General features: G+C 66.2%; 12 protein-coding genes. 6 read left to right on the top strand and 6 right to left on the bottom strand.

Annotated elements, in window-relative coordinates; translation table 11 throughout:
* Positions 1-40: 40 nt before the first annotated feature.
* Complete coding sequence (locus tag ACIPK7_RS23375) at positions 41-514, bottom strand: DUF3859 domain-containing protein (protein WP_151186696.1); 474 nt, start codon at positions 512-514, stop codon at positions 41-43.
* 130 nt (positions 515-644) lie between these two features.
* Here ACIPK7_RS23375 and ACIPK7_RS23370 point away from each other — a divergent pair, with 130 nt between their 5' ends.
* From ACIPK7_RS23370 to ACIPK7_RS23350, 5 genes are all read left to right on the top strand, one after another.
* Positions 645-1,511, top strand: coding sequence for a pirin family protein (locus tag ACIPK7_RS23370; protein WP_401090486.1), 867 nt, complete (start codon positions 645-647; stop codon positions 1,509-1,511).
* Positions 1,512-1,657: 146 nt separating this feature from the next.
* On the top strand, positions 1,658-2,911 hold the full coding sequence (locus ACIPK7_RS23365; protein WP_401090484.1) for a sugar MFS transporter: 1,254 nt from the start codon (positions 1,658-1,660) through the stop codon (positions 2,909-2,911).
* A 174-nt stretch (positions 2,912-3,085) separates the two neighbouring features.
* Entirely contained in the window at positions 3,086-3,586 is a 501-nt protein-coding gene (locus ACIPK7_RS23360) for a (2Fe-2S)-binding protein (RefSeq protein WP_401090482.1), read from the top strand.
* Complete coding sequence (locus ACIPK7_RS23355) at positions 3,583-5,820, top strand: molybdopterin cofactor-binding domain-containing protein (protein ID WP_401090480.1); 2,238 nt, start codon at positions 3,583-3,585, stop codon at positions 5,818-5,820. Before ACIPK7_RS23360 ends, ACIPK7_RS23355 begins: the two co-directional genes overlap by 4 nt.
* A complete protein-coding gene (locus tag ACIPK7_RS23350; protein WP_401090478.1) occupies positions 5,817-7,097 on the top strand; it encodes a cytochrome c in 1,281 nt (426 codons plus the stop codon). The genes ACIPK7_RS23355 and ACIPK7_RS23350 overlap by 4 nt, the downstream gene beginning before the upstream one ends.
* A gap of 42 nt (positions 7,098-7,139) precedes the next feature.
* On the opposite strand, the gene ACIPK7_RS23345 is transcribed toward ACIPK7_RS23350, so the two are convergent.
* The 5 genes from ACIPK7_RS23345 to ACIPK7_RS23325 all read right to left on the bottom strand — a co-directional run bounded on the left by ACIPK7_RS23345 (position 7,140) and on the right by ACIPK7_RS23325 (position 12,165).
* Complete coding sequence (locus ACIPK7_RS23345; RefSeq protein WP_401090476.1) at positions 7,140-7,871, bottom strand: dienelactone hydrolase family protein; 732 nt, start codon at positions 7,869-7,871, stop codon at positions 7,140-7,142.
* A gap of 91 nt (positions 7,872-7,962) precedes the next feature.
* Positions 7,963-9,861, bottom strand: a complete 1,899-nt coding sequence (gene htpG, locus ACIPK7_RS23340) for a molecular chaperone HtpG (RefSeq protein WP_192434593.1) — start codon at positions 9,859-9,861, stop codon at positions 7,963-7,965.
* Between the two features lie 142 nt (positions 9,862-10,003).
* A complete protein-coding gene (locus tag ACIPK7_RS23335; RefSeq protein ID WP_401090474.1) occupies positions 10,004-11,248 on the bottom strand; it encodes an MFS transporter in 1,245 nt (414 codons plus the stop codon).
* A complete protein-coding gene (locus ACIPK7_RS23330; protein ID WP_401090472.1) occupies positions 11,249-11,695 on the bottom strand; it encodes a PaaI family thioesterase in 447 nt (148 codons plus the stop codon).
* On the bottom strand, positions 11,692-12,165 hold the full coding sequence (locus ACIPK7_RS23325; RefSeq protein WP_192434589.1) for a PaaI family thioesterase: 474 nt from the start codon (positions 12,163-12,165) through the stop codon (positions 11,692-11,694). The genes ACIPK7_RS23330 and ACIPK7_RS23325 overlap by 4 nt, the downstream gene beginning before the upstream one ends.
* A gap of 160 nt (positions 12,166-12,325) precedes the next feature.
* Between ACIPK7_RS23325 and ACIPK7_RS23320 the strand changes: the two genes are divergently transcribed.
* Positions 12,326-12,547 (top strand): hypothetical protein, encoded by a 222-nt coding sequence (locus ACIPK7_RS23320; protein WP_138216606.1) that lies wholly within the window; start codon positions 12,326-12,328, stop codon positions 12,545-12,547.
* The last annotated feature ends 4 nt before the right edge of the window (positions 12,548-12,551 follow it).

The following is a 12,551-nucleotide window of genomic DNA, read 5'->3' as shown; positions in this document are numbered from 1 at the left end:
GGCCGGGCTTCTCTCTTACAGAGAGTTCACACAGCGAGATTCACTCGACGGTGAAGGTCTTCTCTGCCAGCAGGCGGTCGCCCTGGAACACCATGAAGCGCCACTGGCCCTGGACCACCTCGTGGTTCTCGGTGAACTGGTAGGCCATCACGTCGGTGGGCGCACCCACAACCAGCTTCTGTACGACCTCGAGCTTGTCGTGGCGCTGGCCGTCCGGGGTCACTACGCCGGGTGTGAAATAAAGCAAGGTCAGCGGCGTGTCGCCTTCCTGCTTGCCGCTGAGCTGGTAGCGCATGCCGAACTTGGTGCCCAGCTTCGCCGGAACGCGGGTCGTGGACTCCAGCTGCTCCTTGCTGCTGGTCAGCACGCGCTCACCGGGCTGGTAATCCTTGTAGTTGCTGACGAAGACGCCGTACTCCACCGGGCCGTTGACGCGCACTTCGGCGAACGCCGAGGAAGCGAAGGCACAAGTCAGGGAGAGAGCCAGGACTGCTGGCAGGCGGGAAATGGACATGTCGCGCTCCTTGTTGGGGTCCGCGCGAGGCTATGACATCGCCGTGACAGCCTGATGACAGCTTGACGCCACACGGGTCGGTGCGGCGCCAAGCGTCTATCATGCGTGGATCGGACCACTGGACACCATCATGAGCGACAGCCTGCTAGCCATCCGCCCGCGCGCCGAAGACGTCGAGGGCGTGCCCATCCTGCGGCCCCTGCCCTCGGCCCAGCGCCGCAGCGTCGGCCCCTTCGTGTTTTTCGACCACATGCTCGAAAGCAGCTTCGAGCCGGAGCACGGCATGGACATCCGCCAGCATCCGCACATCGGCCTGTCCACCCTCACCTACCTGTTCGAAGGCCAGGTACAGCACAAGGACAGCCTCGGCTCGGACCAGCTCGTGCTGCCCGGCGACGTCAGCTGGATGACCGCCGGGCGCGGCGTCGCCCACGTCGAGCGGACCCCGGCCGACCTGCTGCACAGCGGCTCGCGCCTGCACGGCCTGCAGGTCTGGCTGGCCCTGCCGCGTGAACTGGAAGGCTGCGAGCCCAGCTACAGCCACCACGCCAGCGCCAGCCTGCCGGAGAGCGAAAGCCTGGGCGTACGCATCCGCATGATCGCCGGCTCCGGCTTCTGCCTGGAGTCGCCGGTGCCGGTGCGTTCGAAGACGCTCTACGCCGACCTGCAGCTCAGCGCAGGCGCAACCCTGGCGATCCCGGACGAACATCCCGAGCGCGCGCTATACCTGATCGAAGGCGAAGCGCTGCTGGACGACGATCCACTGCCGCTGCACCAGTTGGTGGTGCTGACCGAAGGTGTGGACTTCACTCTGTCCGCCTGCGGCGACTGCCACGCGGTGATCATCGGCGGCGACCCGCTGGACGGGCCGCGGCGGATGAACTGGAACTTCGTCGCCAGCGACCCAGAACTGATCGACAGCGCCCGCGCGCGCTGGGCCGCCCGTGACTGGCCGACGGTGCCAGGCGAGCAGGAGCGCATCGAGCTGCCGCGCTAGCCGTACAGAGACACCGATCAGAAATCGCCGCCTCGCTGTAGAAATCGGCGAATGACTGAGGATTCGCGCGGCGGCTTGCCGCAACATCACGCGCCCCGAACCCTTGCCGATGGCAAACCCGATACTTCTGGCCCAAGGAGTCCGCGATGGACCAGTCGACCACCAACCGCCACACCAGCGCCCTCACGGTGCTGACCCTGCTGTTCTTCATGTGGGGCTTGATCACCTCGCTCAACGACATTCTCGTGCCGCACCTCAAGGCGGTCTTCACCCTGTCCTACGTCGAGGCCTCGCTGGTGCAGTTCTGCTTCTTCGGCGCCTACTTCATCATGTCCTTCCCTTCCGGGCGGCTGGTGGAGAAGGTCGGTTACAAGAGCGGCATCATCGTTGGCCTGGCCACTGCCGGCGTCGGCTGCCTGCTCTTCTACCCCGCGGCCGGCGCGCAGTCCTACCCGTTCTTCCTCGCCGCACTGTTCATCCTCGCCTCCGGCATTACCCTGCTGCAGGTCGCGGCCAACCCCTACGTGAACGTGCTCGGGCCGGCGGCCACCGCTGCCAGCCGGCTGAACCTGACCCAGGCCTTCAACTCCCTGGGCACCACGGTCGGCCCGCTGGTGGGCTCGGTGACCATCCTCGCCATCGGCGCCGGTGCCGCCTCGCAGATCGGCAGCTCCGCCGCCAGCGAAGCGGACTCGGTGAAGACGCCCTACCTGGTGCTGGCCGGCCTGCTGTTCGCCATTGCGGTGCTGATCGCCCTGTTCCGCCTGCCGAAGATCCACCACGGCGAGCCCACCGACGGAGTGGCTGGGCGTCAGTCTATCCTTGCCCACCGCCACCTGGTGTTCGGGGTCATCGCGATCTTCTGCTATGTCGGTGCCGAGGTGTCCATTGGCAGCTACCTGGTCAGCCTGATGGGCCAGCCGGAAATCGCCGGGCTGCCCGCCGACCAGGCCGGCAAGTACCTGTCGTTCTACTGGGGCGGCGCCATGGTCGGCCGCTTCATCGGCAGTGCGCTGATGCGTTCCATTGCGCCGAACCGCCTGCTGGCCTTCAACGCCGTGGCGATCGCGGTGCTGATCGGCATCGCGCTGAGTGTCGGCGGGCATGTGGCGATGTGGGCGCTGATCCTGATCGGCCTGTTCAACTCGATCATGTTCCCGACCATCTTCTCCCTTGCCCTGGAAGGCCTGGGCAACCTCACCAGCAAAGGCTCCGGCCTGCTCTGCATGGCCATCGTCGGCGGCGCCGTGATGCCGCTGGTGCAGGCCTTCTTTGCCGACCGCATAGGCCTGCTGCCCTCCTTCGCCGTGCCGCTGGTGTGCTACCTGTACATCGTCTGGTTCGGCGTACGCGGATACCGCGCAGACCACCCCTCCACGGCTCCCGCTGGCAACGCCTGACGCCGTGTCTTGACGGGGCGCGGTACCTGCGCCCCTATCACCTGATTCCTACAGCACTTTCGGCCTGCTCGCCCTAGCTGGCGTCAGGCTGCTCCCGAAGACTTCCTTCCTTTTCCCTGCATCCGGCCATGGCCAGGGTGTCGGGCATCACTCTCCCAGGAAGGAGCCCACTCCATGGCTTATCCCCTCTCGCTGGTCGTCAACGGCCAGACCCGGCAGCTCACCGTGGCAGCCGATACGCCCTTGCTGTACGTCCTGCGCAATGACCTGCAACTCAACGGCCCCAAGTTCGGCTGCGGCCTGGGCGAGTGCGGCGCCTGCACTGTCCACCTCGATGGCGTCGCCACCCGAGCCTGCATCACGCCGGTCTCCGCGGCACAGGGGCGCCAGGTCACCACACTGGAAGGCCTCGGCACGCTGGATGCCCTGCACCCGGTGCAACAGGCCTTCATCGACGAGCAGGCCGCGCAGTGCGGGTACTGCACCAACGGCATGGTGATGACCAGCGCGGCCCTGCTCACCCGCAATCCCACCCCGAGCGATGACGAGATTCGCCGGGAGCTGGCCTACAACCTGTGCCGCTGCGGTGCGCATGTGCAGATCCTCGCTGCGGTGCGGCGGGCGGCCGGCAGGAGCGATCAGCGCGGCAATGGCGACCAGGAGACCCCGGCATGAGCCTGCTCGGCCGCCGCCACTTCCTCAAGGCCAGCGCCGCGCTGCTGGTCAGCGTGCAATTGCCGCGTCCGTTGATGGCACTGGGCGCCGATAGCGCCCTGCACCTCGATCAGGTCGACAGCTTCATCGCCATCGCCGGCAACGGCACCATCACCGCCGCCTGTGGCCACGTCGACCTCGGCACCGGTATCCGCACCGCGCTGACGCAGATAGTCGCCGAGGAACTGAACGTCGACCTCAAGCAGATCACCCTGTTGCTCGGCGACACCCGCTTCACCCCCGACCAGGGCCCGACCATCGCCAGCTCCAGCATCCAGGTCAGCGCCACTCCGCTGCGCCGTGCCGCGGCCGAGGCGCGGGAGTTTCTGATGCGGCGCGCCGCGCAACATCTCCGCAGCAACATCCGTCAACTCGACTGCGCAGACGGGGAAATCTTCGTCAGAGGCAAGCCGGCCCGCCGCATCGGCTACGGCGAACTGCTGCGTGGCGAACGCTTCGAACTGAAGATCGATGCTGGCGCGCCGCTGAAACCGCACAGTGAGTACCGGGTGGTTGGCCACTCGGTGCCGCGCCTGGACATCCCGGCCAAGGTCACCGGCGGGCTGACCTATGTGCACGACATGCGCCTGCCGGGAATGCTCCACGGCCGCGTGGTGCGTCCGCCCTACACTGGCGCCGACGTCAACGCGCCCCTGGGCCGGAGCCGGCTGGAAGTCGACGAATCATCGGTATCCCAACTGCCCGGCTTTGTCCGTTTGGTGGTGATCGGTGATTTCATCGGCGTGGTGGCCGAACGCGAGGAGCAGGCGATCCGCATCGCTCGGGCGCTGAAGGTGCGCTGGAAGAGCTGGAGCGACCTGCCGCCGCTGGGCCTCGACGACCTGGAAGCAACCCTGCGCGCCCACCCCAAGCAATCGCGCATGCTGCAGGACGACCAGCAGATGGACGCCGTACTCCGGCAGATCGACCGTCCGCTGCAGCGCACCTACGTCTGGCCTTACCAGCAGCACGCCTCTATCGGCCCGTCCTGCGCGCTGGCGAACCTGGAGGACGGCGAGTTGAAGGTCTGGTCCGGAAGCCAGAATCCCCACGACCTGCGCGCCGACCTGGTGACGCTGCTGGGCATGCGACCCGAGCAGGTCGAAGTCATTCGAATGGAAGCGTCCGGCTGCTACGGGCGCAACTGTGCCGACGACGTGGCCGCCGATGCCGCCCTGCTCGCCCTGGCCGTCGGCCGCCCGGTGCGTGTGCAACTGATGCGCGAACAGGAACACGGCTGGGAGCCCAAGGGCTCGGCGCAGCTCATCGAGGTCCGTGGTGGGCTGGATAAGGACGGCAACGTGGCCGCCTACGACTTCGCCACCTGCTACCCCTCCAACAAAGGCATCAACCTGGCGCTGCTGCTCACGTCGAAGACTGACGCCAAGCCCCAGGTGACGCGGATGGGCGACCGCACTGCCGTGCCGCAGTATGCCTACCCGCACATGCGCGTGGTCTGCAACGACGCCGCGCCCATCGTTCGGGCGTCATGGATGCGCGGCGTGTCGGCATTGCCCAACGTCTTCGCCCACGAGTCCTACATCGACGAACTGGCGCAAATGGCCGGCGCCGACCCCATCGAGTTCCGCCTGCGCTACCTGCACGATGAGCGCGCGGTCACGTTGATCAGGGCACTGGCCGCGTCCGCCCACTGGAAGCCGCGCTCCTCACCCAATCCGCAGGCGCGCCAGGGCAATCTGCTGGTCGGCCGCGGCTTCGCCTATGCGCGGTACTTCCACAGCGCCTTCCCGGGGTTCGGTTCGGCCTGGGCCGCCTGGATCGTCGACGTCGAGGTCGAACCGCACACTGGCGCCGTCCGCGTGACCGACGTCCACGTCGCGCAGGACTGCGGGCAGATGGTCAACCCCGACGGCGTGCGCCATCAGGTCCACGGCAACGTGATCCAGGCGACCAGCCGGGCACTGATGGAGTACTCGACCTTCGACCGCAGCGGGGTCACCAGCCTGGAATGGGGCGGCTATCCGATCCTCGGGTTCCCACAGGTGCCGAAGATCACCGCGCTCCTGCTCGACCGCCCCGGCACCCCGCCGCTGGGGGCCGGCGAGTCCACCTCGGTGCCCAGCGCCGCAGCCATCGCCAATGCCCTGTACGACGCCACCGGCGTGCGTTTCACCCGTCCACCGTTCACGCCCGAGCGGGTTCGCGCCGCGCTGCAGGAGAAACAAGCGTCATGAACAAGACCTCTCTGGCCATTATCGGCGGGCTGGCTGCACTCGTCGTGGTGGGAATGATCGCCACCGGGCAACCGAGCATCGCTCCGATCGACCCGCCGGCTCCCCAAAGCTTCAGCAACGAAGCCATCGCCCGCGGGCAACAGCTGGCTGCCCTCGGCGACTGCGCGGTGTGCCACACCCGTGACGGCGGCGCGCCACTGACCGGCGGTCGCGCCATGGTGACGCCCTTCGGCACGCTCTACACCTCCAACCTCACACCCGACCGCGATACCGGCATCGGCGCCTGGTCTTTCGAAGCCTTCAAGCGGGCCATGCGCGCGGGTATCTCCCGAGAGGGCGACTACCTCTACCCGGCCTTCCCCTATACAGCGTTCACCCGCATCGCAGACGAAGACCTGCGCGACCTGTACGCCTACCTGATGAGCCGTCCGGCCGTGAAGGCAGATACGCCGAACAATCGCCTACCCTTCCCCTTTAACCAGCGCCGGATCATGGCGGGCTGGAACTTCCTGTTCTTCGACAAGGGCACCTTCCAGCCGCAAGCGCAGCGCGATGCCGCGTGGAATCGTGGCGCCTATCTGGTGGAAGGGCTGGGACATTGCAGCGCCTGCCACTCACCGCGCAACGCGCTGGGCGCCGAGCGTACCGGCAAGGATCGCTTCGCCGGCGCGACGGTGGACGGCTGGCAGGTTCCGGCGCTCAACGCCAACAGCAAGCCGCCCATCCCCTGGAACCAGGCGCTGCTGTACGACTATTTCCGCAACGGCTTCTCGCGCTACCACGGCGCCGCCGCCGGCCCGATGGCGCCCGTAGCCTCCGGGCTCACGCAGCAACCGGAAGCGGACCTGCAGGCCATGGCGCGCTACCTCGCGACCTTCCTCCCGGAGCAGGCCGGTGACTTCTCGCCGGAGCAGAGGGCCGTCGAACTGGAGAAGCGCACCTACGGCACGCTGCAGCCCGCCAGTGGCCGCGGTGGACGGATATTCAATGGTGCCTGCATGGCCTGCCACCATGACGGCGACAGCCCGAAGCTCAATGGTGTGCGGCTATCGCTGGCGGTGAGCAACAACCTGCATGCAGCCACGCCGGACAACCTGCTGCAGGTGATCCTGCATGGCATCGGCGATCCCGCACGACCGGAGCTGGGCTACATGCCGGCCTTCGGCAACAGCCTGAGCGATGAGCAGGTAGTCGCGCTGACGCGGTACCTGCGCGAGGAGTTCGCCGGCCTGCCAGCCTGGCCGGACCTGGAGTTCAAGGTGGCCAAGCTGCGTTGAATCCGGCGCGGGGGAGCGGCGCGACGCCCTCCCCCGATCCGGTCAGGCGCCGAAGCGCTCGTCCAACAGGTCGAACATCGCAGCGAAGGCGCGACGCGCGATCTTGGCGTCGTACTGCATCTTGCCCGGGATCTGCGCATGCGGATCGGTAAAGGAATGCGCAGCGCCGCCGTAGCTGGTCAGGGCCCAGTCGACCTGGGCATCGATCATTTCCTTGGCGAACGCGGTCAGTTGCTCACGCGGGACGAACGGGTCGATGGCGCCGTCGAGAACCAGCACCGCCCCCTTGATGTTCTTCGCATCGGCCGGGTTAGGCGTATCCAGGGTGCCGTGGAAGGACACGGCAGCCTCCAGCGGCGCACCGTCGCGGGCCAGCTCCAGCGCGCAGCAGCCGCCGAAGCAGAAGCCGAAGGTCGCCAGCCGGCTGGTATCCAGCGGCGCGTGGCCGGCCTGCTCCAACAGGGTGGCGAGGGAAAGCTGCATGCGCTTGCGCAGCAGCGCACGGTCATTCTTGAGCGGCATCATGGCGGCCGCCGCCTGTTCCGTACCATTTGGGCGGACGTCCTTGCCATAAAGGTCCGCCACCAGCACGACGTAGCCGCGCTCGGCGACCTTGCGGGCGATATCCACGGCGCCCTGGCTGACGCCCATCCAGTTCGGCGCCATCAGCAGGCCGGGACGCGGCGCGTTGCTGGCAGCATCGAATACCAACTGGCCCTCGAAGGGCACGCCATCCTGGCTGTAGGCGACCGGTTGCACGCGGATCTGGCTCATTGGGTAATCCCCTTTTCGCTTATCGGTTGGGTGGAGCGCATAAAGAAAGCACAAAGCCCGCCGAAGCGGGCTTTGTTTTTCAGGCGGTGACTCAGGCAGACAGCTCCACCAGCAGCTTGTTCAGGCGGCGCACGTAGGCGGCCGGGTCCTTCAGACTGTCTCCCGCGGCCAGGGCGGCCTGGTCGAAGAGGATGTGGGTCAGCTCGCCGAAGCGGTCCTCGTCGGCTTCCGCGTCGAGTTTCTCGATCAGCGGGTGGGACGGGTTGAACTCGAAGATCGGCTTGGCTTCCGGCACCTTCTGCCCGCTGGCCTCGAGGATCTGGCGCATCTGCAGGCCCAGGTCCTGCTCGCCGATGGCGAGGATCGCCGGCGAGTCGGTCAGGCGGTGGGACACGCGCACCTCGGCGACTTCATCGCCCAGCGCGGCTTTCAGGCGCTCGGCCAGGCCTTCCTTCGCCTTGGCGATCTCTTCCTGGGCCTTCTTGTCCTCTTCGGAGTCCAGGCTGCCCAGGTCCAGGTCGCCACGGGCAACGTCGACCAGCTGCTTGCCGTCGAACTCCGGCAGATAGCTCATCAGCCACTCGTCGATGCGGTCGGTGAGCAGCAGCACTTCGATACCTTTCTTGCGGAAGACTTCCAGGTGCGGGCTGTTCTTCACCTGGGCGAAGCTTTCGCCGGTGAGGTAGTAGATCTTGTCCTGGCCTTCCTTCAGGCGACCGATGTAGTCGGCCAGGGACACGCTCTGCTCGCCGCTCTCGTCGCTGGTGGAAGAGAAGCGCAGCAGGCCGGCGATCTTGTCCTTGTTGGCGAAGTCCTCGGCGGGGCCTTCCTTCAGCACCTGGCCAAAGTTCTTCCAGAAGCCCTTGTAGGCCTCGGCGTCGTTGCTCGCCAGCTTCTCCAGCATGTCCAGGGAACGCTTGGTCAGCGCAGACTTCATCGAGTCGACGATGGGGCCGGACTGGAGGATCTCGCGGGAGACGTTCAGCGACAGGTCGTTGGAGTCCACCACGCCCTTGATGAAGCGCAGGTACAGCGGCAGGAACTGGTCGGCCTGGTCCATGATGAACACGCGCTGCACGTACAGTTTCAGGCCGCGCGGAGCCTCGCGGTGGTACAGGTCGAACGGCGCGCGGGCCGGGACGTAGAGCAGCGAGGTGTACTCGAGCTTGCCCTCGACCTTGTTGTGGCTCCAGGTCAGCGGGTTCTCGAAGTCATGGGCGATGTGCTTGTAGAACTCCTGGTATTCCTCGTCCTTCACCTCGGTGCGCGGACGGGTCCAGAGGGCGCTGGCACGGTTGACCACTTCCCACTCGGTCTCGGCCGGGGCTTCTTCGCCGGTCGATTCCTTCGGCAGCTCAATGGGCAGCGCGATATGGTCGGAGTATTTCTTGACGATGTTGCGCAGGCGCCAGCCGTCGGCGAACTCTTCTTCGCCGTCTTTCAGGTGCAGGACGATACGGGTGCCGCGTTCGGCCTTGTCGATGCTCGCCACATCGAACTCGCCCTCGCCTTTCGACGACCAGTGCACGCCCTCGCTGACCGGAGCGCCGGCGCGACGGGTGAATACGTCCACTTTATCGGCGACGATGAAGGCGCTGTAGAAGCCCACGCCGAACTGGCCGATCAGGTGGGAGTCCTTCTTCTGGTCACCCGAGAGATTCTTCAGGAAGTCGGCGGTGCCGGACTTGGCGATGGTGCCCAGGTGCGCGATCACTTCCTCGCGGCTCATACCGATGCCGTTGTCTTCGAGGGTGACGGTCTTGGCGTCCTTGTCGAAGCTCACACGGATTTTCAGCTCGGCGCCGCCTTCGAGCAGCTCCGGCTTGGCCAGGGCCTCGAACCGCAGCTTGTCGGCGGCGTCGGAGGCGTTGGAAATCAGTTCGCGAAGGAAGATTTCCTTGTTCGAATACAGGGAATGAATCATCAGGTGAAGCAGCTGCTTCACTTCGGTCTGGAAGCCCAGTGTTTCTTTTTGAGTCTCCGCGCTCATTGTTTCTCGCTCCGAGGATGACAAATGCCGCGTCATGCGGCCACTGTCAGCGAGATGGGGGCTTCCCGAACCAATTCAAGGGGTTGGCGAAAAATCACCGCCACATCGTCGGCCAAGGCGGTGGCAGAGCGCCGGCGGGTGGTCAGTGCGCCGGCAGCTCGATATCGGTGATTTCGCTGGGGCGCAGCGTGTAGCTGGCCTCGCCCGGACCCTCGATGACCCGACGAATGACGACACGACCATCGGCATTCAGTCCGACGAAGACACCCTCGGCCGTACGCCCGCGCTCGGTGGTCACGCGCATGCTGCGGTTGACGTAGCGCTGGGGAGCGGCCAGCAGGCGCTCCACGGACAGGCGGCCGCTTTCCGTCGCCGCCGGTGCCGAGGTGCTGACCGTGGCAGCAGCAGGAGCCTGTACTGGGGCGGTGGAGACGCTTGCCGCCTTCAATCGCGGATAGTGGTCGCCGCTCACACCCCAGCCGCGCGTCGGGTTCTTCTCCAGCTTAACCTGCAGGTCCTGCGTCTCGCCGTCCGTCTCTACGGTCAACTGGACCTCCTGTGACGCCCGCTGGGTATCCAGGGTCGGCAGGCGGGTAATGGCGACGTCACGTCGAGAGAAGCGGCGCTGCAGGTAGTCCTGCAGCACAAAACGCAGGGTGTCGCGGGAGTCGAAGTGGGTATCCACCTCGCCCTCGCGGTAACGCAGTCGGTCGGTGAAGACTTCGATACTGCCCGACAACGTGGTCTGCATCTCCGCTGGCAGCACCAGGTGGAAAACGCCTTCCATGCGGTTGGGAGCCTTGGGCGTCAGGTCCAGGTGCAGGCTGTAGCCACGCTGCAGGCGCACCGCCTCGGGCAGGTCCTGGCCTGGCGCGAGCCAACTGACTTCGATTTCCGGCAGGCGGCCCTTGTCGTCGGGCAACACGTCGAGCCGGACCGGGCCGTTGACCGGCGCGACCAGGCGCACCTGGACCTCTCGATGCGCATAGAAATCCTGCCCTTCACGCAGGCTGAGCACGCCATCGATGAACTCGGCCTGCTCGGGCTCGAACGGCTTGCCGTTCAGTTCGCCACGCAGGTCGATGGCCAGTTCAGGCTGTACGACCGGTTCGGGCTTGAGCCATTCGAAGCGAAGAATGGCTTCCAGACGCGCGCTGTCCTGGCTGGCCAGCAGGGTCAGGCCGACCACCAGCGGAATGCAGCCCAGCCCACCGAGGGAGACGGCATTGCGCGCGTGGCGCCAGTGAATCAGGACGAACAGCAGCGCCAGCGGCGGCAGCAGGCTGGCGACGCCCCAGAACAGGCTGCGCTCGAAGGCGCGGGCGATGAGCCAGACGTACCCGGCGAGGATCAGCAGCAGGCCGAGCAGGATCAGCAGCGTATCCATTCAGGCGCCGTCGACCTTGAAGTGCGCGCGCGCAGTGGCGATGGGCTCGGTGCGGGTCGTCTGCCAGGCGGTGATGGCGACGTTGGCCACGCGCCGGCCCTGGCGCCAGACCTGGCATTGCGCGTAGGTGTCGCGGAAATGCCCGGCGCGTAGGTAATCGATGGAGAAGTCGATGATCTTGGGCATGTGCGGGATACCCATGAACATCAGCAGCTGCAGCAGCGCCGATTGCTCCATGAAGCCGGCGATCACGCCGCCATGCAGGGCTGGTAGCGTCGGGTTGCCGATGTTGTCGGGGTTGGCCGGCAGGTGGAAGATCGCGTCGTCGCCCAGGCGCAGGCAGCGGATGCCCAGCAGCCTGGCGTAGGGAATCATGTCCAGCAGCGGATCGTAGTTCTTGCTCTCGTGCGCCGCGCGCACCATCGCCTCGATATTCACCGCGCTCATCCCTGACCTCCCTCGACATCACGCTTCACGGCGCCGGCGGAAACCGACTTGCCCATGCGCATGAAGGTGCCGACCACGTGGGCGATGGGCTCGGAAGGGTCGTCCTGGTAGGCGTAGCCCCGAGTGAAGATGATATTCGGGGTGACCCGGTAGCACTCGGCAAATCCGTAGACGTCCTTGTGCGGCTGCGCGGGGTGCATGTAGTCGATGCGCAGGTCCAGGGTCGGGCATATCTCGAACTGCGGCAGCACGCAGACGGTGGAGATGCCGCAGGTGGTGTCCATCAGCGTGGTGATGGCGCCGCCGTGGATCACGCCGGTTTCCGGGTTGCCGACGATGGCCTCGCTGTAGGGAAGCCGCAAGGTCAGGCCGGAAGCATCTGCCGCGTGTGCGCTGATGCCCAGCAACTGGCAGTGGCGCAGCGCCGACAGGAAGCGCTGGGCGCGCTCAAGGAGTGGGTTTTCGGACATGGGAGGGGCGACCGATTGACTGCACGGGGCCGCATGATACCCCGTGCGTTGGCACTCCTGCAGTGATGGATTACAGGGCCTTCGGAATATTCGTTGAACTAATTCACACAACCCCTGCTCAAAGGGCTAACACCAGGAAAGCCGCACATGGAGGCTCCGCATGAAAAAAACCCTTCCCTTCGCTCTGCTGATCGTTGCCGGTCTCGGCCTTGCCGCCTGCGACAAGAAAGAAGAGCCGAAAGCGCCTGCCGCGCCCGCCGCCACCGAGCAGCCGGCCACTCCGGCGCCGACCACTCCACCGGCACCCGAAGCCGCCCCGGCTGCTCCGGCTGCCCCGGCCACCGCGCCGCAGGAACCCGCTGGCGAGCAGAAGCAGCAGTAACAGC

Source organism: Pseudomonas sp. NPDC086581, from assembly GCF_044746165.1.
In the GTDB taxonomy this organism is placed as follows: Bacteria; Pseudomonadota; Gammaproteobacteria; order Pseudomonadales; family Pseudomonadaceae; genus Pseudomonas.
The sequence above is the reverse complement of the archived record's forward strand: the minus strand, read 5'-3'. Positions and strand labels throughout refer to the sequence as shown.

Bases quoted from the DNA above. Each gene is read 5' to 3' on its own strand.
- ACIPK7_RS23365 (WP_401090484.1), top strand. From the start codon at position 1,658: ATGGACCAGTCGACCACCAACCGCCACACCAGCGCCCTCACGGTGCTG.
- ACIPK7_RS23325 (WP_192434589.1), bottom strand. From the start codon at position 12,165: ATGTCCGAAAACCCACTCCTTGAGCGCGCCCAGCGCTTCCTGTCGGCG.
- ACIPK7_RS23350 (WP_401090478.1), top strand. From the start codon at position 5,817: ATGAACAAGACCTCTCTGGCCATTATCGGCGGGCTGGCTGCACTCGTC.
- ACIPK7_RS23335 (WP_401090474.1), bottom strand. From the start codon at position 11,248: ATGGATACGCTGCTGATCCTGCTCGGCCTGCTGCTGATCCTCGCCGGG.
- ACIPK7_RS23360 (WP_401090482.1), top strand. From the start codon at position 3,086: ATGGCTTATCCCCTCTCGCTGGTCGTCAACGGCCAGACCCGGCAGCTC.
- htpG (WP_192434593.1), bottom strand. From the start codon at position 9,861: ATGAGCGCGGAGACTCAAAAAGAAACACTGGGCTTCCAGACCGAAGTG.
- ACIPK7_RS23370 (WP_401090486.1), top strand. From the start codon at position 645: ATGAGCGACAGCCTGCTAGCCATCCGCCCGCGCGCCGAAGACGTCGAG.
- ACIPK7_RS23320 (WP_138216606.1), top strand. From the start codon at position 12,326: ATGAAAAAAACCCTTCCCTTCGCTCTGCTGATCGTTGCCGGTCTCGGC.
- ACIPK7_RS23375 (WP_151186696.1), bottom strand. From the start codon at position 514: ATGTCCATTTCCCGCCTGCCAGCAGTCCTGGCTCTCTCCCTGACTTGT.
- ACIPK7_RS23355 (WP_401090480.1), top strand. From the start codon at position 3,583: ATGAGCCTGCTCGGCCGCCGCCACTTCCTCAAGGCCAGCGCCGCGCTG.
- ACIPK7_RS23345 (WP_401090476.1), bottom strand. From the start codon at position 7,871: ATGAGCCAGATCCGCGTGCAACCGGTCGCCTACAGCCAGGATGGCGTG.
- ACIPK7_RS23330 (WP_401090472.1), bottom strand. From the start codon at position 11,695: ATGAGCGCGGTGAATATCGAGGCGATGGTGCGCGCGGCGCACGAGAGC.